The sequence below is a fragment of the Streptomyces sp. NBC_01689 genome (genome assembly GCF_036250675.1).
GTDB lineage: Bacteria > Actinomycetota > Actinomycetes > Streptomycetales > Streptomycetaceae > Streptomyces.
The window spans coordinates 2,826,857-2,849,068 of record NZ_CP109592.1; the positions used below are offsets into that span (position 1 = coordinate 2,826,857).

A 22,212-nucleotide genomic window follows, 5' to 3' on the forward strand; every position below is an offset into this window, starting at 1 on the left:
GCACCGGCCGGACCGGCCTGCCGGGACCGACCGGGCCGACGCGCACGGCGACACCGGCACCGCGACACCGGCACCGCGACACCGGCACCGCGACGCCCGCGCGAATCCGCCGGTCCGGCTACCGCAGCGGCGGGCGTCCGAAGAGTTCCACCGCGCTGCGCACCTCCGCGAGGCCGGTCGCCAGCGCGCTGACCGAGCCGATCGCGCCCGCGATCAGCAGCAGGGAGCGGCGCAGCCGCGGGATCTCGGGGACGCCGCTGAGCGCCATCGCGGCGAGCGCCGCGAGTTCGTCCTCGGCGATGCCCCGGTCGGGGAACTCCACCGGATGCACCGCGAGTTCACGGCGCAGCCGGGAGACGGCGGTCCGCAGTTCCGCCACTCTCGGGTCCTCGTCGCTGCCGGTCACTGACCTCTGCCCCAAGCTCCGCAACACAGCCCTTCTCCCCCCTCGTACACCCCGGTGCGCGAGTGTCTCGCCCGCACGCCCGCATGTCCCGTGCCCCAGGGCGTCGGTCGGGCACCGAGGGACGCGGGTCAGTAAACGCCACCCGGTGAGGTGGGCGCCACAGGGCGGACCGAAATTCAGCCCCCCGAAACCGTGCGGTCGACGCCCGGTCAGGTATGCAGGACGTATGACGCACAGGGAAGACCAGGTGGCCGGGCTGCTTCTCGCGGCGGGCGGGGGACGACGGCTCGGCGGACGGCCCAAGGCGCTGCTCGAACACCGGGGGCGCCCCCTCGTGGAGCACGCCGTCGGCGTGCTGCGCGCGGCCGGCTGCGCGCGGGTCCACGTGGTGCTGGGCGCGGAGGCCGCCGCCGTACGCGCGCGGGCCCGGCTCGACGGCTGCGTGCTCGTCGACAACCCGGAGTGGGAGCGCGGGATGGGCTCGTCGCTGCGGGCCGGGCTCGGTTCGCTCGACGGCACGGGTGCGCGGGCGGCGCTGGTCTCACTGGTCGACCAGCCCGGCATCGGGCCCCTGGCGGTCGCCCGGGTCCTCGCCGCGTACCGGGACGACACCTCCCTGGTCTCGGCGGCCTACGACGGTACGCGCGGCCATCCCGTCCTCTTCGGCGCCGCGCACTGGACCGGCGTCGCGGCGAGTGCGACCGGTGACCGGGGGGCACGTGCCTATCTCAGGGAGCGGGAGGCGCGGATCACCCTCGTCGAGTGCGGGGACGTGGCGCGCCCGTACGACATCGACACGGAGGACGATCTGGGACACCTTGAGTGAGCGGCGTGGCACTGAGCGCCACAGTGCCTCGACCCGGAGAATCTCGACATCAACAAATCATTGAACTTCCACCATGAGGAAACTACTATCCACTGTTCAGAAGCGCCGTGCTGCTCTCCAGGCGCTCACTGCCCTGCCCGGGTCGCCTGGCACCCGGTGCCACGCTCGCTGAAGGAAGTGACAGCTCATGTCCGCACCAGCGCCGTCCCCGCTGGCCATCGTCGACGCCGAGCCCCTGCCCCGGCAGGAAGAGGTCCTCACGGACGCGGCCCTCGCCTTCGTGGCCGAGCTGCACCGGCTGTTCACGCCCCGGCGTGACGAGCTCCTCGCCCGCCGCGCCGAGCGCCGCGCCGAGATCGCCCGCACCTCCACGCTCGACTTCCTCCCGGAGACGGCCGCGATCCGCGCGGACGACTCCTGGAAGGTGGCCCCGGCCCCGCCGGCCCTGAACGACCGCCGGGTGGAGATCACCGGCCCCACCGACCGCAAGATGACCGTCAACGCCCTCAACTCCGGTGCCCGGGTGTGGCTCGCGGACTTCGAGGACGCCTCCGCGCCCACCTGGGAGAACGTGGTCCTCGGCCAGGTCAACCTGATCGACGCCTACACCCGGAACATCGACTTCACGGACCAGGGGTCCGGCAAGTCGTACGCCCTCAAGGCCGATGAGGAACTCGCGACCGTCGTCGTGCGCCCGCGTGGCTGGCACCTGGACGAGCGTCACCTCCGCGCCCCCGACGGCACCGCCGTTCCCGGCGCGCTCGTCGACTTCGGCCTCTACTTCTTCCACAACGCCCAGCGGCTGATCGACCTCGGCAAGGGACCGTATTTCTACCTCCCGAAGACGGAGTCCCACCTGGAGGCGCGCCTCTGGAACGACGTCTTCGTCTTCGCGCAGGACCACCTCGGCATCCCCCGGGGCACCGTCCGCGCGACCGTCCTGATCGAGACGATCACGGCCGCGTACGAGATGGACGAGATCCTCTACGAACTCCGGGACCACGCCTCCGGGTTGAACGCGGGCCGCTGGGACTACCTCTTCTCCATCGTGAAGAACTTCCGTGACGGCGGGCAGAAGTTCGTCCTGCCGGACCGCAACGCGGTCACGATGACGGCCCCGTTCATGCGCGCGTACACCGAACTCCTCGTCCGCACCTGCCACCGGCGCGGCGCGCACGCCATCGGCGGGATGGCGGCGTTCATCCCGTCGCGGCGCGACGAGGAGGTCAACAAGGTCGCCTTCGAGAAGGTCAAGGCCGACAAGGACCGGGAGGCGGGGGACGGGTTCGACGGGTCGTGGGTGGCCCACCCGGACCTCGTCCCGATCGCGATGGCCTCCTTCGACGCCGTCCTCGGCGACCGGCCGAACCAGAAGGACCGGCTGCGCGAGGACGTGTCGGTCGCGGCCGGCGACCTGATCGCCGTCGACTCGCTCGACGCGCGGCCCACGTACGCCGGTCTGGTCAACGCCGTGCAGGTCGGCATCCGTTACATCGAGGCCTGGCTGCGCGGCCTCGGCGCGGTCGCCATCTTCAACCTGATGGAGGACGCGGCGACGGCCGAGATCTCCCGCTCGCAGATCTGGCAGTGGATCAACGCGGGTGTCGTCTTCGAGAACGGCGAGAGCGCCACCCCGGAACTCGCCCGCAAGATCGCCGCCGAGGAACTGGCCGCCATCCGTGCCGAGATCGGCGAGGAGGCGTTCGCCGCGGGCAACTGGCAGCGGGCGCACGACCTGCTGCTGACGGTGGCCCTGGACGAGGACTACGCCGACTTCCTCACCCTGCCCGCCTACGAGCAGCTCGTCGGCTGAGCCGTCATCGCTCCGAGTGGCCCAGGGACCTGCCCGGGGCCACTCGGTCGCGTACCAGCCGCTTGACCGCGGTCGGCTCCGGGAAGCCCTGCTCACGGCGGTCCCAGACCACCTCGTCGTCGACCCGGACGACGAAGACGCCGCCGGTCCCGGGCTTGAGGGACAGCTCGCCGAGCTCGGTCTCGAACGTGGTGAGCAGCTCCTGCGCCAGCCAGGCCGCGCGCGGGAGCCAGCGGCACTGGGTGCAGTACTCGATCTGCACGCGGTGCGCGCCGGTAGAGGGTGTCGTGGTCATTCGAGATGCACCGACCAATCCTGTTCCGCCGCCGGTTTTCCGTGCAGGTCCGGCACCCGCTTGAGCCAGTTCGGACGCCCCCGTTCGGTGCGCGCCGCCCGGTCCGCGTCCTCGGCGGCGAGCTGCTCGCGGGTCGGGAAGTCCGTGGGCAGCCAGGCCGCCGACGCCTTCACCCGGGCGAGGAGATAGCCGACGTACGCGTCCCGGGCGTCGTCCGGGGTCGCGAACCCGGGCTCGTCCGTGAGCCACGCGTCCGGCACCCGGGCCGTGACCTCCCGCAGCAGCGCCTCCGTGACCTTCGGCGCGAGTTCGGCGTCCGCCGCCCGGGTGTCGGGGGCGCAGCCGCCCAGCGCGTGGTGCCGGAAGTCGTAGGCCTTCTCCGGTGCGGAGGCGTCCCAGCGGTGGTGGAAGACGAGGGCCGCGCCGTGGTCGATCAGCCACAGGCGCGGCGGCGCGACACCGAGCGTCGGCCAGATCATCAGGTTCGAGCTGTGCACCGTACGGTCGACGTTGACCGTCAGGGCGTCCAGCCAGATCACCCGGCCCGCCTCCAGCGGGTCGACGGCGAAGGTCCTGGCGGCCTCCGGCGTGAAGTCCCGCGCGCCCGGCAGGAAGTCCATCCCCAGGTTCACCCCGGCGCTGGCCCGCAGCAGGTCCTGGACCTCCTGGTGGGGCTCGTCCTCGGCGACCGCGGGATCGAAGTGCACGAGGACCAGCTCGGGGAAGCGCAGCCCGAGGGCGCGCGCCAGCTCACCGACGACCACTTCGGCGACCAGCGCCTTGCGGCCCTGCGCGGAGCCCGTGAACTTCACGACGTACGTGCCCAGGTCGTCGGCCTCGACGAGTCCCGGCAGCGAGCCGCCCTCGTGCAGGGGCTCGACGTAGCGGTGCGCGATCACTTCTCTGAGCATTTTCCCAGGCTATCTGGCGGATGCGCCCCATCCCCCGGCGCGAGGTGAGCATAGTGGTCGGGTGTGATCGTCGAGGGTGAGGGCCCCGGCCGGCTCGTGGACGCCGCCACCGCCCCGCCGGCTCCGTGCGGCTCCCCGCGCCCCTGCGGGCGTCCGTCGCGGCCACCGGCGGTTCTTCCGCCGACCCGGCGTCCATGTCCCTGTCACCTCGGGCCCCCTGCCCCGGCACGCACACCGCACCTGGACAGGAGGAACGAACATGACCACGACCGACCACGACGACTTCACCGTGATGGACGCCGCCTTCAAGGCCGACGCGCACGCGCGGTACGCGGAGCTGCGGGCCCGCGGTCCCGTCCACAAGGCGCAGATCCTGCGCGGTCTCGACACCTGGGTGGTGGTGGACCACGACCTGGCGAAGATCGCGCTGACCCATCCCGCCCTGCTCAAGGACGCGACGCCGGCCGCCGACGCGCTCGAAGCGGTCGGCTTCACCGCGCACCGGCCGGAATCCGGCCTGGGTGCCAACATGCTCAACGCCGATCCGCCGGACCACACCCGGCTGCGGGGTCTGGTCGCGGCCGCTTTCACCCGGCCCCGGATCGAGGCGCTGCGACCGCGTGTCGCCGAGATCGCGGAGGGACTCGCCGACGCGATGGCGCCGCTGGGCGCCGCCGACCTCGTCCGGTCGTTCACCGGCCCGCTTCCCGTCCAGGTCATCTCCGAACTGCTGGGCGTACCGGAGGAGGGCCGTGCCTCGTTCCGCGCCTGGACGTCCCAGGCGCTCGGCTCGAAGGCCGAGAAGCAGCGGGAGGCCTTCGTCAGCCTCAACGGCTATCTGGCCGAACTCGTCGCCGAGAAAAAGCGCTCGCCCGGTGACGACCTGCTGTCCGCGCTCACCGCGGTGCACGACCAGCGGGACGGCCGGCTGTCGATGGCCGAGCTGGTGGGTACCGCGAACCTGCTGGTGGTGGCCGGTCACGACACGACGGTGAATCTCCTGGGCAACGCCATGGTGGCGCTGTTGCACCGCCCCGGACAGGCCCGGCGGCTGCGCGAGCGGCCGGAGCTGCTGCCCGGCGCCGTCGAGGAGTTACTGCGGTTCGATCCGCCGGTCGAGTTCACGCCGATGCGGTACGCGGCCGAGGACATCACCCTCGGCGGCGCGCGCATACCGCGCGGCGGCACGGTCGTGGTGGCCCTGACCTCGGTGGGACGGGCGGACCCGGCCATGGCGGCGGAGCGCGACGTCCTCGACGTGGGCCGGCCCGACGTCCGTCACCTGTCGTTCGGCCACGGCATCCACCACTGCCTCGGCGCGCCGCTGGCCCGGCTGGAGGCGGAGGTCGGCATCGGAACGCTCCTGCGCCGCTTCCCGGATCTGGCCACGGCGGTGCGGCCGGACGACGTCCCGTGGATACCCGTCGGTCTGATGCGCGGCCCGGTGAGCCTGCCGGTCACCTTCACCCCCGCTCCCGCCACGGCCTAGGTGTATCGACCCGAAGCGTTGTTCACACGGCTGATCGGTGGGTGGTGGGTGGCCGCGCGCCACCGGACCCGTTCAGCCCCGCGCGAGCAACCTGTTCAGCGCCGCGCCGGCGGACCCGCTCAGCCCCGCGCGAGCGGGTTCGGCAGCGGGTGGTAGCGGGCGTCCGCGCCGTCCGCGCGGGTCCAGCGGAGCAGCAGGTTCGTCTTGCCGGGGAGGGTGGGGGCGGTGAGCAGGTCCGTGATCGCGTCCGCGATGCCGGGCAGGCCGTGGGCCGCCAGTTCGGCCCGTACGGCGGGCCAGGGGTCCCAGTCCGGGTGCCGCTCCGCGAGCAGCGCGGCCAGCTCGGTCACGTTGTTGACGATCAGGCAGTAGACCAGCCGCTCCCACCCGGCGGCCCGGTCCACGTCCGTCAGGAGCTTCACGCCCTCCGCGTCCCGGAACAGCGCCTGGACCGGTGTCCCCTCCGCGTCCACGGCCACCAGGGTGTTCTGCAGATGTGCCTCCAGCACCACGCCGTGCCGTGCGAACGCCTCCAGCACGGGCGGTACGACCTGGCGCAGATACGCCGCCCACCACGCGGACGGGTCGGTGAGAGCGTCGAGGGGGCTGCCCTCGAAGCCCTCCACGAGAGCGGCCGCGAGCAGCGCGGTGGTGCCCGGGGCGAGGTGGCCGCGCAGCCCGTCGCGGACGAGGACGGCGAGCTCCTCGAAGGCGAAGTCGGCGGTGCGGTACCCCCGGTCGCTCAGCCAGGCGGCGCGGTGGCCGGGGGCACGGCCGACGGAGGGGCGCCCCCCGGGGACGCGGTCGACGCGGGTGTCCGCCGGTCCGGACACGGCGGTGAAGGCCGCGGCGGTCGCGGCGTCCGTGCGGCGCAGTTTCAGCAGGTCGTGCCGCCACAGCCGGCGGATGTCGTTGGTGATGCGCACGTCGAGGCTGAACTTGACGAAGAGGTCGTCCTCGGGGGCGTACAGCGTACGGATGGCCGCGGTCGGCCACAGCGGGCGGGCCGTGCGGCCGAGGCGGACCAGCCTGCCGTCGGCGAAGGCGGCCCTGATCGCCGGCCGGGAGCCGACCAGGCCGAGCTGCCAAGGGTGGGCCGGCAGCAGCCGGTAGCCGGCCGGTGCCGGTCCGAGGACGTCGAGCGGAGTCGTGTCGCCCTCCTCGGCCACCGCGTCCTCGCGCACGGCGAGCAGTTCCAGCGGGAAGCGGGCGTACGCCTCGGGCGCGTACGGCAGCCAGTCCGCCGCGGGGCCGCCGCCGCGGGCCTTGGGCGCCGGATGGTACGGATGCCCGGTGATCAGGGACTGCTCGGAGCGCAGGTACGGGTCGTCCGGGGGCTTCGCGACGGAGCGCGCGGCGAGCAGCGCGGCCACCGTGTCCCGGCTGTCGGTCATCTCCGCGGGCAGCTCGGAGTTGGACAGACCGGTGAACAGGCGCAGCTCCTCCGCCGTGAGCGCCACGAGCGCGGCGTGGCCGAGCCGCCGCCAGGCGCCGTCGGTGAACACCTCGGGAGCGCGCGGCCGCCGGCTGCCCCGCACCCGCATCAGCCTGCCACTGGCCCGGAGCCGGAAGGTGCCGGGGTCCCCGGCGGGTTCCGCCACCTCCCGCAGCAGACAATTGAGCAGCGGCGCCGAGGCGTACGCGTCGGCGGTGTCCTCACCATTTCCGTCGCTCCCGGCGGGCGGAGGCAGTCTGGGCGGCATGGAGTCCACACGATCCGTTCGTTCCCTACGGTGCACCGGTGATCATTATGTCTGTCGGCGCGGGCGACCGCGCCGCGGTCCCCACATCCGAGGAGCCCGACCGTGCACCGTCTTCCCCTGCCCGAGGCCGAGGCCGCGCTCGGCGACGAACTGAGCACCGTGCGCCCGGACCTGTCGGCGGCGTACGCGGCCGGCCTTCCCGGCGCCCGGGCCGCCGTGCTGACCCGGCTGTGGCGGGCGCTCGCCCATGAGCCGATGCCGTGGATCGCGCGCCGCGAGCGGGGCCGCGAGGGTCTCACGCTGCACCTCGTCGACGGGCGGCGGCTGCACGGCCCGCCTGCCGACCCGTACGCCACCTCCGCGTACGTCACCGGACTACGGCTCGACGAGCGGCCGTACGACCGGCCGGACCGGCTGGTGACGGCCCTGGCCGTCCCGCACGCCTCCGTCTTCGCCACCGAACTCGGCCACAGTGTCGCCTCGTTGGCCCTGTCCCGCGCTCAGTCCGGCCGGTCCGGCGGGGAACCCGCGGTGAGCTGGGAGTGGGAGCAGCGGGTGGTCGACGGGCACCCCTACCATCCCAACTGCCGTTCCCGGCCGGGGTTCTCGGTGGCCGAGCAGCTGGCCTACGGACCGGAGCACCGGCCGGTGGTGGAGCTGGGCCTGGTGCCCGTGGACGACTGCCTGGTGCGCGGCGAGTGGCCCAAGTGGCTGCGGGACGAGGACCGGGTGCTGATCCCGGTGCATCCCTGGCAGGCGGCGCACGTGCTCGACCGGGGTCACCAGGAGGGGTTCTCCGCTCATCCGCTGATGTCGCTGCGGACGCTGGCGCTGCCGGACGGGCCGCACGTCAAGACGGCGCTGAGCGCCCGGCTCACCTCCTCCGTCCGGGACATCTCGGTCTACTCGATCGAGACGTCGGCGACGGTCTCGGCGTTCGCGGAGGACATCGCGGCCCGCACGGACGGCCTGCTGCACGTGACCCGCACCCTGGGTGCCGTCTCGGCCCACTCCCCCGCTCTGGCGGCGGTGCTGCGCGAGGCGCCGGACCTGTACGCCCGCACCGGTGAGCGCGTCGTCCCGGTCGCCGCCCTCGCGGCCACCGGGCTGCCCCGGTCGCCGGGCTGGACGGCACGGTTCGCCCGTCTCGCGCTCACCGTCGGGCTGCGCCTCCTCGACCTGGGGGTGGCCCTGGAGGCACACGGGCAGAACCTCCTCGTCGTGCTGTCCGCCGAGGGTGAGCCGCTGCGGCTCGTCTACCGCGATCTGGCGGACATCCGCGTCAGCCCGCTCCGGCTGGCCCGTCACGGCATCGCCGCCCCCCGGATGTCCGGACGGATCGTCACGGACGACGCGACCACGCTGCGCCGGAAGCTGTTCGGCTCGCTGGTCGCGGGCGCGCTGGGCGCCACGGCGGGCTCCGCGGCCGCGCTGCGCGAGGATCTGGGGAGCGCGGTGGACGACCTGCCGCGCACCGCGGATCTCGCGGCGCTGCTCGACGAGCCCCTGCCGACCAAGGCGTTGACCCTGATGAGGCTCGAGCCCGGGACTCCCGGGGACCTCTGGGCGTGCCTTCCCAACCCGTTCACCGGCCGCGCCTCCTGAAGATCGTTTTGAAGCCCGGCACCTTTGATCAATAGGATCCGGCGATGATCACAAGACAACGGCTGGCGGCGGGAGTCTGCGCCCTGCTCGCCGCTCTGACGGCCGGGATCGCCTTCCCGGCCGGAGCGGTCGCCGACGAAACGGCGGCGCAGGCCGCCCCCAAGGTCGAACTCGTGCTGGACGTCAGCGGTTCGATGCGGGCGAACGACATCGACGGCGGATCACGGATGGCCGCCGCGAAGCAGGCGTTCAACGAGGTGCTCGACGCGACACCCGAGGAGGTCCAGCTCGGCATACGCACCCTCGGCGCCAACTACCGCGGGAACGACCGCAAGACGGGCTGCAAGGACACCGCCCAGCTGTACCCGGTGGGAACACTGGACCGCACGGAGGCAAAGACCGCCGTCGCGACCCTGACGCCCACCGGCTGGACCCCGATCGGTCCCGCACTGCTCAAGGCCGCCGCCGACCTGGACGGCGGCGACGGCACCCGGCGCATCGTCCTCATCAGCGACGGCGAGGACACCTGTCAGCCGCTCGACCCCTGCGAGGTGGCGCGGGAGATCGCCGCCAAGGGAGTCGGTCTCACCATCGACACGCTCGGGCTGGTGCCCGACGCGAAGACCCGCGACCAGCTCAGCTGTATCGCGGACGCGACCGGGGGCACCTACACCTCGGTCCAGCACAAGGAAGAACTCACCGACCGTGTCGGTCAGTTGGTGGACCGGGCGGCCGACCCGGTGGCGACGCCGATCGCCGTCGAGGGTTCCGGCGCCTGCACCGGGGCACCGGCCCTGAAGTCCGGGCTGTACACCGACCGCGAGGAGTTCGCCCAGCACCGCTGGTACCGGGTGGACGTCGCGCCGGGCAAGGAACTGCGCGCCTCGGTGAGCGTCGCGGCCGACCGTGCCGTCAACCCCGACTACGGAGTGCTGCTGCGCGCCGTCACGGTGCACGGACGGGAGATCGTCCGGGGCGAGGCGGCCGGCAACGGCCGGACCGACGTCATCTCGACCGGTCTGCGCTATCCGAAGGCGGAGAGCGACGACGAGGACGCCCCGGCCGAGACCGTGTGTCTGCAGGTGTCCAACTCCTTCTCGGCGGCGAGCGGCGTGAAGACCACGCCGGGCATGCCGCTCGAATTGACGGTCGACGTCGTCGACGGGCCGGACCAGGCGAGCGACGTGGCCTCCTTCGGCCTCGGGCGCGGCTGGTGGCTGCTCGGCGCCCTGGTGGTCGTCGGCTTCCTCGCGGGTGTGCTGTGGGGCTGGATCTCCCGCCTGCGGATCGCGGTCTGGAGGACCAACTGATGCGTTTCCCACGAGTCCTGACCACGGCTCTGCTGCTGCTCGGGGTCGCCGCGGCGCCCGCCGTCGCCGACTCCTCGCCCACCCCGAGTCCGTCGGGTGACGACAGCGCGCCCACCCGGGCCGGCACGTCGTTCCGTACGGCGACCGAGATCGAGCAGGGCACGCAGGCCACCGCCAGCGGGTCCGCGGGCGACTACCTGTACTGGTCGTTCCCCGCGGACGCCGGTCAACGGCCCACCGTGAAGGCGACGGTGAAGCTCCCGGAGGCGTCCACGCGCGGGGCCGCCGAGACCTGGCAGGTGGACGTGTACGACGGGCTGCGGCGGCGCCAGGCGTGCCAGTACGGCGCGCAGACGCGTACGGCCGCGCAGGACACGGCCACCGTGCGGCTGTCCTGCACCCTGCGCACCGTGCGCGCCTGGTCGGAGACCTGGGCCGACGACCCGCTGCCGGGCACCTACTACGTCCGGCTGACGGCCACCGGCCTTCCGGCGTCCGAACTGGGCCTGCCGGTGGGCGCGGAGGTCCGGGTCGACTCCAAGGACATCGGCGGCTCGGCCGCGGTGGACGGTTCACTGGGCAAGCCGCTGGTGCCCGGGATCGCGACGAGCGCCGAGGAGTCCGGTTCCGGTTCCGGCTCGAAGAAGACCGCGCTGTCGTCGATCGAACCCGACGACGGGTGGACGTCCGGCTGGTGGTCCGACCGCTGGGTGTGGACCGCGATCGGCGGCGTCCTCGCGGCGCTCGCGGGAATCGGCGGTTACGCGCTGACCCGCGGGTCGGGGCGGCCCTCCCGGGTGCCCCCGGGCGTCTAGCGCCCCGGTACGGCGCGAACGCCCTTACGGCGGACCGGTTTTCGGAAGACGGCGCGGGCCCGCCCGTACGACCGCACAGGCGTCCGCGGGACGGCGAGGGCCCACCGTGCTCCCCCCAGGGCACGGCGGGCCCCGTCCCGTCGGCCCGTCCCCCGTCCGGGCCCCGGTCCGGCGCGCGGCGCGCGGGACGCCCCGCGCCCGTGCGGCCCACCGCCGTGACGACCGGCGGGCCACCCGCGGTTGCCACCCTGCGGCCGCCGCCCGGCCGCCCGCAAGGGTTTCGAACGCGCTGGAAGTGTCCGGCCGGCGCGGCGCGCCCCCGTCACCGCGCGGGCACCCGGGCCCGCGGGTACTCGCCGGACCGCCGTGCCGCGCGCCGGTGTTCAGTCCCCGCGCAGCACCTTGGCGAGCGTGCTCTCCCCCGTCACCCCGATGCGTCCGGTACGCACCGCCTCCCGCACGGTCGAGGTTCCGCGGCTCACCGCCGTACAGGTCTCGGTGTCCAGCGACAGCCGGACGTCCGGCTCCTCCGGGGCGGGCCCGTCGCCGTAGACCGGAGCGTCCGCCGCGCCCAGCCGCACGTGGAACTCGCCCTCGTCCAGCCGGACTTCGACCAGCCCCTCACCCTCCCCCGCCAGGCCCCGCAGCAGCGGCAGCGCGAACCAGTGCGCCCGCACGGCGTCGGTGGCCCCGCGCTCGCCGAGAGCGGGCGCGCCCCATTCCCCGAGCGCCTGCAGAACCGGAAGCAACTCCGTTCCCCGTCCGGTGAGTTCATAGACGTAGGCGGCTCCCGGCGGCGGCAGCCTGCGCCGCGTGGTCAGCCCGTCGCGCTCCATGTCCCTCAGCCGGGAGGCGAGGACGTCCGTGCTCACGCCGGGCAGATCCGCGTGCAGATCGGTGTAGCGGCGCGGGCCGCCGAGCAGTTCGCGGACGATCAGGAGGGTCCAGCGGTCACCGACGGCATCGAGCGCGCGGGCCGCGGAACAGTACTGGTCGTAGCTTCGGCGAGGTGACATGCGACGCAGTCTAGACATGTTGTTGGACTTTCCAAGCGTCCACTTGGTAAAACCAAGCATCACCACGAACCGGAGGGCGCAGCGCATGGAGTTCCGGCAGTCCAGCAAGCTCAGCGAGGTCTGTTACGAGATCCGCGGCCCGGTGATCGAGCACGCCGACGCACTGGAGGCGGCAGGCCACAGCGTGCTGCGCCTCAACACCGGCAACCCCGCGCTCTTCGGTTTCGAGGCGCCGGAGGAGATCCTCCAGGACATGATCCGGATGCTGCCCCAGGCGCACGGGTACACCGATTCGCGCGGTGTCCTCTCCGCCCGCAGGGCCGTCGCCCAGCGCTACCAGGAGCGCGGTCTGGAGGTGGGCGTCGACGACGTCCTCCTCGGCAACGGCGTCTCCGAACTCGTCTCCATGGCGGTGCAGGCCCTGGTGGAGGACGGGGACGAAGTCCTCATCCCCGCACCGGACTTCCCGCTCTGGACGGCCGTCACCACGCTCGCGGGCGGCAAGGCGGTGCACTACCTCTGCGACGAACAGTCGGACTGGTACCCGGACCTGGCCGACATGGCGTCGAAGATCACCGACCGGACCCGCGCGGTGGTCATCATCAACCCGAACAACCCCACCGGCGCGGTCTATCCGAAGGAGATCATCGAGGGCATCCTCGACCTCGCCCGCCGGCACGGCCTGATGGTCTTCGCCGACGAGATCTACGACCAGATCCTCTACGACGACGCGGTCCACCACTCGGCCGCCGCGCTCGCCCCCGATCTGGTGGTCCTGACCTTCTGCGGGCTGTCCAAGACCTACCGGGTGGCGGGATTCCGTTCGGGCTGGCTGGTGGTGACGGGCCCCAAGCAGCACGCCCGGAACTATCTGGAGGGCCTGACGATGCTCGCCTCCATGCGGCTGTGCGCCAACGCGCCCGCCCAGTACGCCATCCAGGCCGCGCTCGGCGGCCGCCAGTCCATCCACGAACTGACCGCGCCGGGCGGCAGGCTGCGCGAACAGCGCGACCGGGCCTGGGAGAAGCTCAACGAGATCCCGGGTGTCTCCTGCGTCAAGCCGAAGGGCGCGCTGTACGCCTTCCCGCGCATCGACCCCGAGGTGCACCCGATCCACGACGACGAGCGGTTCGTGCTGGACCTGCTGCTCCGCGAGAAGATCCAGGTCGTCCAGGGCACCGGCTTCAACTGGCCGCGCCCCGACCACTTCCGCATCCTCACCCTCCCGCACGCCGACGACCTGGACGCGGCGATCAGCCGGATCGGGCGTTTCCTGAGCGGGTACCGCCAGTAGCGGCGGGTGCCGGCCGCCCGGCCCGGCCCCGGGGACCGGCCTTCGCGCGCCCCCGCCTCGCCCCGGACCGCCCGCCCGCGTCCGTCCGTGCCGCGGAAGCCCCCGGAGCTCCTGACGGCCACGCCCCACCCGTGCGCGTCCACGGAGTCGGAGGTCCGGGCTCGTAGCCTGGGAACGGGCCGGGGTCCCGGCCCGCCGGGCGGCCCCGGAGCGTCGGGCCGTTCGGCCCGCGTGAACCTTCCGCGAGCAGAGGAACCACAAGCATGGGCGACCTCCTTCTCGTGCGGCACGGCGAGACCGAGTGGTCCTTGTCCGGGCGGCACACCGGATCGACCGACATCCCGTTGACCGAGAACGGCCGCGAGCAGGCGCGGCGGCTGGCCCCGCTGATCGCCTCGTACCACATCTCCACGGCGTTCGTCAGTCCGATGCAGCGGGCGCGGGAGACGGCGCGGCTGGCCGGGGTCGAGGGGGCGAGGATCGACGCGGACCTGTGCGAGTGGGACTACGGCGGGTACGAGGGGGTGACGACCGTGGAGATCCACCGGGCCAGGCCCGACTGGTTCCTCTTCGACGACGGGGTCGCGCCCGGACCTCCGGAGCATCCCGGCGAGAGCCCCGCGCAGGTCGGGGCGCGCGCGGAACGGATGCTGGCCAAGATCGACGCGGCGCTCGCCGAGGTGCAGGGCAGTGTCGCCGTCTTCTCCCACGGCCACTTCCTGCGGGTGCTGACGGCACGGCGGCTGGGACTGCCCGCCGAGGCCGGCGCGCTGTTCCAGCTCGCCACCGGGACCGTGAGCCGGCTGAGCACCGAGCACCGCCGCCACGTGGTCGCCGGCTGGAATGTCAGACCCTCCTCGTAGTCTTCGGGGGGGACGGGCACCGGCCGGGCCCGGGGGAAGGAGCGCGCCATGACACGACCGCCGACCGCCGCGCAGCGGCGTGTGATCGACGCCGCCGACCCCGTCAGCGGCCGGCTGAAGGGCACGGAGGGGCAGCTCGCGGCGCTGGTGCGGCGCGGGCTCGCCTTCCGCCATCCGCGTCCCCCGCACGACCACTTCCTGACACCCGCCGGACATCGCGTCCGGGAGATCCCCGAGTCGCTCCCGGGCTCCCTCGGGACGCCCCCGGAAAGCCCGGCACCGCCGGCCGCCGACGCCGGGGTGTTCGCCGCGCGGATCGGCGGCGAGGACGCCCCGGCGCCCGGCCCCGCCCGTCTGCGAGAGGTGCGCGGAGCCTGGCAGGGGCTCCTGGAGCTGCGCCGGATGACCCATCCGGACGGTGCCGTGGACCGGCCGTGCGGGTGGGAGCGCACGCATCTGGTGCAGGCCGCCGCGCTCGCCCTGGAGGCCGCCGGGCACCGCCCGGCGGGCGCCGACGCCGGGGACGGCGGCTACCGGGTACGGGCGACCCCGCAGCCGGAGGCGGTCGCCGTCCACGAACCCGGTCCCGACGCGCTGCGGGCCTGCGCGGCCACCCTGGAGAAGGCGGGCTGGCAGACCGGCGAGTACACGGAGCCGCGTACCGGCGTGCGGTACGTGTTGGCGTCCCCCCGGCGCGTCTGAGGGCACACCGGCCACCCGGGCGATGCGACGGGCGCCGATCCGGCCCCCGGGGTCCGAGCGCCGCGAGTGGACCACACGCCGGACGGCTCCCGCCGGTACCGGACGCCGTGGACCGCGCGGGACGCGGCGACCGGGATCGCGTTCCTGCCGGGGCCGGTCGCGGTCCGGGCGTCCCTGCTTCACGCCCTCACCGGACGCCCGGCCCGGCCGCGCCGCGCACCCCTCACGCGGTGATCGACCGAATGCCCAAACTGCCTGCTTTTAGGGGGCGTTGGCCGAGAGGTATCGCCAACTCCTCTCCTCCTGACGGGTATCGGCCGCGCTCAATCTCTGGTAGGAAACCTTCCTAACAGTAAGTGGACGCCTCACTCCCCTCATCGGAGGTACCGTGCGCACCCCCCACACCCACACGTCACGACGCACCCTGCTCGCTCTCCTCGGAGCGTCCCTGGTGGCGGTTCCGGTCCTCGCGGCGCAGTCCGCGAGCGGTGCCGCGGCCGTCGGCCTGGACGACCCGGCGAAGAAGGAGATCGCCATGAAGCTCGTCTCCAGCGCGGAGAACTCCTCGCTGGACTGGAAGGCGCAGTACAAGTACATCGAGGACATCGGCGACGGGCGCGGCTACACGGCCGGGATCATCGGCTTCTGCTCGGGCACCGGCGACATGCTCGACCTCGTCGAGCTGTACACCCAGCGCAAGCCGGGCAACGTCCTCGCCAAGTACCTGCCCGCGCTGCGCAACGTGGACGGCAGCGACTCGCACCAGGGGCTGGACCCCGGGTTCCCCGCGGACTGGCGCAAGGCCGCCCAGGACACGGCGTTCCAGCAGGCCCAGAACGACGAGCGGGACCGGGTCTACTTCAACCCCGCCGTCCAGCAGGGCAAGGCCGACGGCATCGGCGTGCTCGGGCAGTTCACCTACTACGACGCCATCGTCATGCACGGCGACGGCTCGGACAGCACCAGCTTCAGCAGCATCCGCAAGCGGGCGCTGGCCAAGGCGAAAACCCCGGCCCAGGGCGGCGACGAGGTGACCTACCTCAACGCCTTCCTCGACGCCCGGGTCTGGGCGATGAAGCAGGAGGAGGCGCACTCCGACACCACCCGGGTCGACACCGAGCAGCGGGTGTTCGTCAAGAACCGGAACCTCAACCTGAACACACCGCTGGACTGGAAGGTGTACGGCGACAGTTACCACATCGGCTGACGGTCCCGGACCCGACGGCGCGGGGCGCGGCACTCGTGGTGCCGCGCCCCGCGCGCGCTGCCGGGCCGCCCGTCGGACCCGTGGTGGTGTCCGCGGGGTCAGTGCGCCGGAGCGGTCTTCAGGTCCTCGCCGACCTCCATCGGGTGGGTGACCTCGTCCGCGTCACGCCGCCTGCCCCAGTGGTTGAAGACCAGGTTGAGGACGACGGCGGTCACGCAACCCGTCGAGATCCCCGAGTCCAGGACGATCCGCGCGGTCTGCGGGAAGGCGTGGTAGAAGCCGGGCGCGGTGATCGGGATGATGCCGACGGCCAGCGACACGGCGACGATCAGGACGTTGTCGTCCTTGTCCAGACCGGCCCGTACGAGGGTCTGGATGCCGCTGGCGGCGACCGAGCCGAAGAGGACCACACCCGCGCCGCCGAGCACCGGACGGGGTACGACCGCGATCAGTGAGGCCGCCGCCGGGCACAGGCCCATCAGGACCAGGAAGCCGCCGCCGGTGGCGACCACGTACCGGCTGCGGATGCGGGTCATCGCGACGAGGCCGATGTTCTGGGCGAAGGCGCTGCACATGAACCCGTTGAAGAGCGGGCTGAGCGCGGAGCCGAGCGTGTCGGCCCGCAGACCCGCCGCGATGGTCCGCTCGTCGGCCGGACGGTCGACGATCTCGCCCAACGCCAGCATGTCCGCGGTCGATTCGGTCATCGAGACCACCATGACCACGCACATCGAGAGGATCGCGGCGAGCTGGAACTGCGGGGCGCCGAAGTGGAAGGGGGTCGGGAAGCCCACCAGGTCGGCGTCGGCGACCGGGGTGAAGTCCGTGACGCCGAGCGGGATCGCGACGAGGGTGCCGGCGACCAGACCGAGGAGCACGGCGACCTGTTTGACGAAACCGCGGGTGAAGCGGCGCAGCAGCAGCACGATCACGAGGGTCGTGGCGGCGAGGCCCAGCGAGGTCGGCGAACCGTAGTCGCGCGCCGCCGGGTCGGGGCCCTGCGCCCAGCCGAAGGCGACCGGCAGCAGGGAGACACCGATGAGGGTGATGACCGATCCGGTGACGACGGGCGGGAAGAAGCGGACCGCCCTGCTGAAGAAGGGGGCGGCGACGAAGCCGAGGACGCCCGCGACGACGACCGCGCCGAAGACGATCGGCAGGGCGTCGCTCCTGTCGTCGGTGGAGGCGACGATCGCGGTCATCGGGGCGACACCGGCGAAGGTGACCCCGTTGACGAACGGCAGCCGGGCGCCGATCTTCCAGAAGCCGAGCGTCTGGAGGAAGGTGGCGAGGCCCGCGGTGAACAGACACGCGCCGGTGAGGAAGGTCAGTTCGCCGCCGGAGAGCCCCGCGGCGGCGCCGACGATCAGGGGCGGGGCGACGACTCCCGCGTACATGGCGGCGACGTGCTGGAGGCCGCTCGCCGCCATTCTGAGCGGCGGGAGCTTCTCGTCGACCGGGTGCTTCGACCCGTTGTGCGGTAGTGCCTCGTTGCTGGGCGTCGATGGGGCGGCCACGGCGGCTCCTCCGGTCGGTTGCGCGTCGGCTCCGACGCGGGTGTCAGGGAGGTGGTGCGCGGTCGTGCGGGACCGGGACGAGGGCCGCCACCCGTCGCGCCCGCGGCGGACGGCGGAGGCCGTCCGAGCCGGGGTGTGCGGGTGACGGTGGGCGTCTCCGGCGGGCGCGCACGTCCGTGCGCGCCCGCCGGAGACGGCCGCCCCGGACCCCGCTCGGGCCCGGGGCCTCCGGCCGAGGGCCGTCCCCCTCGGCCGGAGATCTTCGACGGCTCAGGCCCGCGCGGCGATCCGCGCGAGGCGCTGGGCCTCCGCCCGCGTGGAGCGGGCGACGGCGTCCTCGTCGACGTTCAGCAGCCGGCCGTTCTCGACGACCGGGAGACCGTTGACGAGGGAGAGGGTGACCGGCGCCGCCGCACCGAGGACCAGCGCGGCGACCGGGTCGGCGATCGACGCGTGGGCCAGGGTGTCCAGCCGCCACAGCACCAGGTCGGCGAGCTTGCCCGGCTCCAGGGAGCCGATCTCGGCCGCCCTGCCGAGGACCTGCGCGCCGCCGAAGGTGCCCAGGCGCAGGGCCTGCCGGGCGTTCAGGGCGGTTTCCCGGTGGGCGCCGAGACGGTTGACGAGGAGGGCGTTGCGCAGCTCGGTGTGGAGTTCGCCGGACTCGTTGGACGCGGTTCCGTCGACGCCGAGGCCGACCGGGACGCCGGCCGCGAGCAGGTCGGGGACGCGCGCGATCCCGGCCCCCAGGCGGGCGTTGGAGGAGGGGCAGTGGGCGACGCCCGTCCGCGTCCGGGCGAAGGCGGCGATGTCGGAGTCGTTCATGTGGACGCAGTGGGCCATCCACACGTCCTCGCCGAGCCAGCCGGTGGACTCGAAGTAGTCGGTGGGGCCTCGGCCGAACAGCTCCTTGCAGAACTGCTCCTCCTCGACGGTCTCCGACCCGTGGGTGTGCAGCCTCACGCCCTTGCGCCGCGCCAACTCCGCTCCCTGTGTGAGGAGTTCGGTGGAGACGGAGAATGGCGAGCAGGGGGCGACGGCGATCTGCGTCATGGCGCCGAAGGAGGCGTCGTGGTACTCGTCGACGGTCGCCTCGGTGGCGGCGAGGGCGCCGTCGAGGGTCTCGACGGCGAAGTCGGGCGGCAGGCCGCCGTCCTTCTCGCTGCGGTCCATGGAGCCGCGGGCCAGGGTGAAGCGGACACCCGCCTCGCGGGCGGCCCTGATGATGACGCCCGACAGGTCTCCGGAGCCCTTCGGGAAGACGTAGTGGTGGTCCATGGCGGTCGTGACGCCGCCACGGGCCATCATCGCGAGGGAGCCCTGGGCGGCCGCGTACACCATCTGCTCGTCGATGCGCGCCCAGGTGGGGTACAGCGCCACGAGCCAGTCGAAGAGGTTGTGGTCGGTGGCCAGTCCGCGGGTGATCCACTGGTAGAAGTGGTGGTGGGTGTTGACCAGGCCGGGGGTGGCCAGATGGCCGGTGCCGTCGACACGGCGGACCACGTTCTCCAGCCCGTCGGGTGCGCTGCCCGCGCCGAGGGACTCGATGCGGTCACCGGCGACGACGATGTGCCCGGTGGCGTACTCGGTGTCGTCGGCGTCGACGGTCGCGATCGAACAGTTCTCGATGACGATGCGCCGGGCTGCTGCCATGATGCGTCCTTTTCGCTCTGTGGAGAGGGCACGGCAGGACCCAGGAGGTTTGAGTGCCGCGGCCGCCTGCGCCGCGGGTGCCGAGGGAGAAGGGGTGCCCCCGGGCGGCGGGGCACCGGTGGAGGTCAGAGGTTGGTGAGGTCGACCGGGATGCGCGGTTCGCAGCCGTCCCGCAGGACCGTCGCCTCGATCAGCCCGTAGGGCCGGTCGGCGGCGTAGTAGACCTCGTTGTCGTTCTCCAGCCCGAACGGCGAGAGGTCCACGAGGAAGTGGTGCTTGTTCGGGAGGGAGAAGCGGACCTCGTCGATCTCGCTCCGGTTGTTGATGATGCGCGCGCCCATCTGGTACAGGGTCTGCTGCAGCGACAGGGAGTACGTCTCCGCGAAGGCCTGGAGCATGTGCTTCCTGACCTGGTCGTAGGACTTCTCCCAGGTGGGCATCTTCTGCTCGTCGCCGCTCCAGTTGAAGCGCCAGCGGGCGGAGACCTGGGTGGCCAGGATGCGGTCGTGCGCCTCGGGCAGCGTCGTGTACCTGTCCTTGACGAAGCCCCAGAACTCGGAGTTCGTCGAGTTCATCACGACGAGGTCCTTCAGTCCCGAGACCACCTCCCAGGTCCGTCCGTCGAAGGTGACCTGGGTGACCCGGGTCTCCTGGCCCTTGCGCACGAAGGAGTGCTTGACCTCGTCGGCGCCGATGAACCGGGAGTTGGCGTCCGAGGTCTCGATGCGCTCCCAGGCGTACTCCTCGATCCGGATGCGTGCCGTGCCGATCGGTTCCTGGCTGGTCACGAAGTGCCGGGCGAGGTGGATGCCGAACTGCTCGGCGGACTCGATGCCGTACTCCTTGGCGAAGGCGTACACCGTGTTCTTGGTGGTGTCCGTCGGCAGGACGTTGGCGTTCGATCCGGAGTAGTGGACCTCTTCCATGTCGCCGCTGAGCGCCACGGACACGTTGAGGTCCTTGATGTGATGGGTGGCGCCGTCGCGGGTGATCCTGACGACCCGGTTCTCGGCCTTGCCGTACTGGTTCTGTCCCAGGACCACAGGGCGCGCGGGTCGGGGGGTGTCCGTCATGTGTCTGCTAGCTCCCTCGGTAAACGGAGTAGCCGAACGGGTTGAGCAGCAGCGGTACGTGGTAGTGCTCGCCCGGTGTCACGGCGAAGGTGATCGCCACCTCGGGGAAGAACACTCCGCCCGTAGCGCTGTCCCGGTTCGCGGGGGCGTCCTGCCGCGCCTCGGCTTGCTTCTTCTCGAAGTACGCCTCGACCTCGAAGTCGAGCCGTACGTGGGTCGTCCCCTCCGGCAGTGCCGGCAGGTCCTTGCACCGCCCGTCCGCGTCGGTCGCGGAGCCGCCGAGCGGGTGCCAGCCGGCGTCGCGGCCGGAGCGGGCCGCGAGCCGCACGGCGACCTCGGCGGCGGGGCGGCCGGCGCTGGTGTCCAGGATGTGCGTGGACACGGAAGCCGTGGTGTCGGTGCTCATACCTCTTCTTCCTCCAGGAGTCGGCCGAGGCGGATGCGGTTGATCGCCGTCAGCTCGACGCGGACGATCTCGTACTCCCGCCCGGGTGCGTTGCCGAGGCGTTCCGCGAGCGCGTCGCGCATCTGCTCGGCGGTGCGGCCGGTGGCGCAGATCAGGAAGACATGTCCGAACCTCTCCTGGTAGGCCAGGTTCAGTTCGAGCATCTCCGCCCTGAGTTCCGCGGAGGCGCCGGCCATGCCGCGCTGCTCCCGGGAGGAGGTCGGGTCGCCGGGTCTCGGCCGCCCGATCGGCGGGTGTCCGGCCATCGCCTCCGCCAGGTCCGCCGTGGACAGCGCGGCCGTGGCGGCGTCGCTCGCGGCGAACAGGGCGTCGGGGGTGGGGTACGGGCGCCGGGCGAGCAGTCCGCGTGCCCAGGCCTCCGAGGCGCAGACCTCGAGGAGTGCGGCGTGGGCCGCCGGCTCCTCCAGGGCGTTGAACCGGGCGAGACCACCGGGTGTCGTAGTCGACGTCACGGGATGCCTCCGTGGCCTTGTGCTGGACGGGCTGCGGACAGCTAACGCCCTCGAAAACACCGCGTCAACACTTTGTTGAAAAATCCGGGTAACAAAAACCGCCGTCCGGGTGATCCGGACGGCGGCGGGCCCACGGGGGGCCGCCGGCCCGGGGAGAGGGGTCCGGCGCGCCCTGGGCCTGCGGGTCTTCGCCGGCCGGGGCGTCCGCCGCCCCCGCAGACACTCCCGCGCCTCCGGACCGCCCGCCCACTCGGGCCACCGGCGTCCGCTTCGGCCGCCCGCCCACTTCGGGCCACCGGCCTCCGTCCTGGCCGCCCGCCCAGTTCAGGCCACCGGCCTCCCATGCCCTGCGGACCGGCCGGCTCCTTCGAATCGGCCGCCCCCTCGGGCACACCGGGCCTCCCTCAGGCCTGCTTCTCCCGGTTCAGATAGTTGTAGACGGTGAAGCGGCTCACCCCGAGCGCGCCCGCCACGGTCTCCACGCCGTGCCGCACGGAGAAGGCTCCGCGCGCCTCCAGCACCCGTACGACCTCCTGCTTGGTCCTGCGGTCGAGCTCGGCCAGGGGTTTGCCGTGCTTGCGCTCCAGGGCGGCCAGGATGTGATCGAGCGAGTCGGCGAGCTGCGGCAGACGCACGGCGACCACCTCGGCACCCTCCCAGGAGAGCACGACGTCGTCGGGCCCGGCCTCACCGGGCGCCAGCATCTCGCCCCCCATGGCGTCGACCAGCGGCTTGACCGCGGCGACGAAGGGCTCGTCCCCGGCGCCGGTCACCTGTCGCCCCCCCCCGACCACGTTCA

The 22,212-nt window shown here is 72.8% G+C and carries 21 protein-coding genes; 10 read left to right on the forward strand and 11 right to left on the reverse strand.

The window, feature by feature from the left end:
* Positions 1–118: 118 nt before the first annotated feature.
* Positions 119–433, reverse strand: a complete 315-nt coding sequence (locus tag OG776_RS12020; RefSeq protein ID WP_148013112.1) for a DUF5955 family protein — start codon at positions 431–433, stop codon at positions 119–121.
* Positions 434–632: 199 nt separating this feature from the next.
* On the opposite strand from OG776_RS12020, the gene OG776_RS12025 reads away from it, so the two are divergent.
* A complete protein-coding gene (locus tag OG776_RS12025; RefSeq protein WP_148013113.1) occupies positions 633–1,232 on the forward strand; it encodes a nucleotidyltransferase family protein in 600 nt (199 codons plus the stop codon).
* Positions 1,233–1,419: 187 nt separating this feature from the next.
* Complete coding sequence (gene aceB / locus OG776_RS12030; RefSeq protein WP_329320546.1) at positions 1,420–3,045, forward strand: malate synthase A; 1,626 nt, start codon at positions 1,420–1,422, stop codon at positions 3,043–3,045.
* A gap of 4 nt (positions 3,046–3,049) precedes the next feature.
* On the opposite strand, the gene OG776_RS12035 is transcribed toward aceB, so the two are convergent.
* Entirely contained in the window at positions 3,050–3,340 is a 291-nt protein-coding gene (locus OG776_RS12035) for a SelT/SelW/SelH family protein (protein WP_148013115.1), read from the reverse strand.
* The gene (locus tag OG776_RS12040; RefSeq protein WP_329320550.1) at positions 3,337–4,251 is read right to left on the reverse strand and encodes a HipA family kinase; all 915 of its coding nucleotides are present in this window, start codon (positions 4,249–4,251) and stop codon (positions 3,337–3,339) included. Before OG776_RS12040 ends, OG776_RS12035 begins: the two co-directional genes overlap by 4 nt.
* Positions 4,252–4,510: 259 nt before the next feature.
* Here OG776_RS12040 and OG776_RS12045 point away from each other — a divergent pair, with 259 nt between their 5' ends.
* A complete protein-coding gene (locus tag OG776_RS12045) occupies positions 4,511–5,740 on the forward strand; it encodes a cytochrome P450 family protein (protein WP_329320552.1) in 1,230 nt (409 codons plus the stop codon).
* A gap of 119 nt (positions 5,741–5,859) precedes the next feature.
* Here OG776_RS12045 and OG776_RS12050 read toward each other — a convergent pair whose 3' ends face one another.
* On the reverse strand, positions 5,860–7,443 hold the full coding sequence (locus tag OG776_RS12050; RefSeq protein ID WP_148013118.1) for an IucA/IucC family protein: 1,584 nt from the start codon (positions 7,441–7,443) through the stop codon (positions 5,860–5,862).
* A 102-nt stretch (positions 7,444–7,545) separates the two neighbouring features.
* On the opposite strand from OG776_RS12050, the gene OG776_RS12055 reads away from it, so the two are divergent.
* From OG776_RS12055 to OG776_RS12065, 3 genes are read left to right on the forward strand one after another with little or no spacing between them, the layout of a single operon-like run.
* Positions 7,546–9,048, forward strand: a complete 1,503-nt coding sequence (locus OG776_RS12055; protein ID WP_148013119.1) for an IucA/IucC family protein — start codon at positions 7,546–7,548, stop codon at positions 9,046–9,048.
* 44 nt (positions 9,049–9,092) lie between these two features.
* The gene (locus OG776_RS12060) at positions 9,093–10,358 is read left to right on the forward strand and encodes a VWA domain-containing protein (protein WP_148013120.1); all 1,266 of its coding nucleotides are present in this window, start codon (positions 9,093–9,095) and stop codon (positions 10,356–10,358) included.
* A complete protein-coding gene (locus OG776_RS12065; protein ID WP_148013121.1) occupies positions 10,358–11,173 on the forward strand; it encodes a hypothetical protein in 816 nt (271 codons plus the stop codon). Before OG776_RS12060 ends, OG776_RS12065 begins: the two co-directional genes overlap by 1 nt.
* Positions 11,174–11,556: 383 nt before the next feature.
* Here the strand turns inward: OG776_RS12065 and OG776_RS12070 are convergent, their stop codons facing one another.
* A complete protein-coding gene (locus tag OG776_RS12070; RefSeq protein WP_148013122.1) occupies positions 11,557–12,189 on the reverse strand; it encodes a winged helix-turn-helix transcriptional regulator in 633 nt (210 codons plus the stop codon).
* An 85-nt stretch (positions 12,190–12,274) separates the two neighbouring features.
* Here OG776_RS12070 and OG776_RS12075 point away from each other — a divergent pair, with 85 nt between their 5' ends.
* From OG776_RS12075 to OG776_RS12090, 4 genes are all read left to right on the forward strand, one after another.
* Complete coding sequence (locus OG776_RS12075; RefSeq protein WP_329320557.1) at positions 12,275–13,483, forward strand: pyridoxal phosphate-dependent aminotransferase; 1,209 nt, start codon at positions 12,275–12,277, stop codon at positions 13,481–13,483.
* A 263-nt stretch (positions 13,484–13,746) separates the two neighbouring features.
* On the forward strand, positions 13,747–14,346 hold the full coding sequence (locus tag OG776_RS12080; protein ID WP_148013124.1) for a histidine phosphatase family protein: 600 nt from the start codon (positions 13,747–13,749) through the stop codon (positions 14,344–14,346).
* A gap of 48 nt (positions 14,347–14,394) precedes the next feature.
* Positions 14,395–15,048: a hypothetical protein gene (locus OG776_RS12085; protein WP_148013125.1), complete on the forward strand. Its 654-nt coding sequence runs from the start codon at positions 14,395–14,397 to the stop codon at positions 15,046–15,048.
* Between the two features lie 388 nt (positions 15,049–15,436).
* Complete coding sequence (locus OG776_RS12090) at positions 15,437–16,255, forward strand: chitosanase (protein ID WP_148013126.1); 819 nt, start codon at positions 15,437–15,439, stop codon at positions 16,253–16,255.
* A 98-nt stretch (positions 16,256–16,353) separates the two neighbouring features.
* Here OG776_RS12090 and OG776_RS12095 read toward each other — a convergent pair whose 3' ends face one another.
* The 6 genes from OG776_RS12095 to OG776_RS12120 all read right to left on the reverse strand — a co-directional run bounded on the left by OG776_RS12095 (position 16,354) and on the right by OG776_RS12120 (position 22,186).
* Complete coding sequence (locus tag OG776_RS12095) at positions 16,354–17,685, reverse strand: nucleobase:cation symporter-2 family protein (RefSeq protein ID WP_329323698.1); 1,332 nt, start codon at positions 17,683–17,685, stop codon at positions 16,354–16,356.
* Positions 17,686–18,042: 357 nt separating this feature from the next.
* A complete protein-coding gene (locus tag OG776_RS12100) occupies positions 18,043–19,422 on the reverse strand; it encodes an 8-oxoguanine deaminase (protein WP_148013127.1) in 1,380 nt (459 codons plus the stop codon).
* A 125-nt stretch (positions 19,423–19,547) separates the two neighbouring features.
* Positions 19,548–20,495 carry a factor-independent urate hydroxylase gene (gene pucL / locus OG776_RS12105; RefSeq protein WP_148013128.1) on the reverse strand — a complete coding sequence of 316 codons (948 nt, stop codon included), beginning with the start codon at positions 20,493–20,495 and terminating at the stop codon, positions 19,548–19,550.
* 7 nt (positions 20,496–20,502) lie between these two features.
* Positions 20,503–20,901: a hydroxyisourate hydrolase gene (gene uraH, locus OG776_RS12110; protein ID WP_148013129.1), complete on the reverse strand. Its 399-nt coding sequence runs from the start codon at positions 20,899–20,901 to the stop codon at positions 20,503–20,505.
* Positions 20,898–21,413 carry a 2-oxo-4-hydroxy-4-carboxy-5-ureidoimidazoline decarboxylase gene (uraD, locus tag OG776_RS12115; protein WP_148013130.1) on the reverse strand — a complete coding sequence of 172 codons (516 nt, stop codon included), beginning with the start codon at positions 21,411–21,413 and terminating at the stop codon, positions 20,898–20,900. Before uraD ends, uraH begins: the two co-directional genes overlap by 4 nt.
* Positions 21,414–21,817: 404 nt before the next feature.
* Entirely contained in the window at positions 21,818–22,186 is a 369-nt protein-coding gene (locus OG776_RS12120) for a helix-turn-helix domain-containing protein (RefSeq protein WP_148013131.1), read from the reverse strand.
* Positions 22,187–22,212 lie beyond the last annotated feature (26 nt).

Coding starts and splice junctions, on each gene's coding strand:
- OG776_RS12025 (WP_148013113.1), top strand. CDS start 633: ATGACGCACAGGGAAGACCAGGTGGCCGGGCTGCTTCTCGCGGCGGGC.
- aceB (WP_329320546.1), top strand. CDS start 1,420: ATGTCCGCACCAGCGCCGTCCCCGCTGGCCATCGTCGACGCCGAGCCC.
- OG776_RS12035 (WP_148013115.1), bottom strand. CDS start 3,340: ATGACCACGACACCCTCTACCGGCGCGCACCGCGTGCAGATCGAGTAC.
- OG776_RS12040 (WP_329320550.1), bottom strand. CDS start 4,251: ATGCTCAGAGAAGTGATCGCGCACCGCTACGTCGAGCCCCTGCACGAG.
- OG776_RS12045 (WP_329320552.1), top strand. CDS start 4,511: ATGACCACGACCGACCACGACGACTTCACCGTGATGGACGCCGCCTTC.
- OG776_RS12050 (WP_148013118.1), bottom strand. CDS start 7,443: ATGCCGCCCAGACTGCCTCCGCCCGCCGGGAGCGACGGAAATGGTGAG.
- OG776_RS12060 (WP_148013120.1), top strand. CDS start 9,093: ATGATCACAAGACAACGGCTGGCGGCGGGAGTCTGCGCCCTGCTCGCC.
- OG776_RS12065 (WP_148013121.1), top strand. CDS start 10,358: ATGCGTTTCCCACGAGTCCTGACCACGGCTCTGCTGCTGCTCGGGGTC.
- OG776_RS12070 (WP_148013122.1), bottom strand. CDS start 12,189: ATGTCACCTCGCCGAAGCTACGACCAGTACTGTTCCGCGGCCCGCGCG.
- OG776_RS12075 (WP_329320557.1), top strand. CDS start 12,275: ATGGAGTTCCGGCAGTCCAGCAAGCTCAGCGAGGTCTGTTACGAGATC.
- OG776_RS12080 (WP_148013124.1), top strand. CDS start 13,747: ATGGGCGACCTCCTTCTCGTGCGGCACGGCGAGACCGAGTGGTCCTTG.
- OG776_RS12085 (WP_148013125.1), top strand. CDS start 14,395: ATGACACGACCGCCGACCGCCGCGCAGCGGCGTGTGATCGACGCCGCC.
- OG776_RS12095 (WP_329323698.1), bottom strand. CDS start 17,685: ATGGCGGCGAGCGGCCTCCAGCACGTCGCCGCCATGTACGCGGGAGTC.
- OG776_RS12100 (WP_148013127.1), bottom strand. CDS start 19,422: ATGGCAGCAGCCCGGCGCATCGTCATCGAGAACTGTTCGATCGCGACC.
- pucL (WP_148013128.1), bottom strand. CDS start 20,495: ATGACGGACACCCCCCGACCCGCGCGCCCTGTGGTCCTGGGACAGAAC.
- uraH (WP_148013129.1), bottom strand. CDS start 20,901: ATGAGCACCGACACCACGGCTTCCGTGTCCACGCACATCCTGGACACC.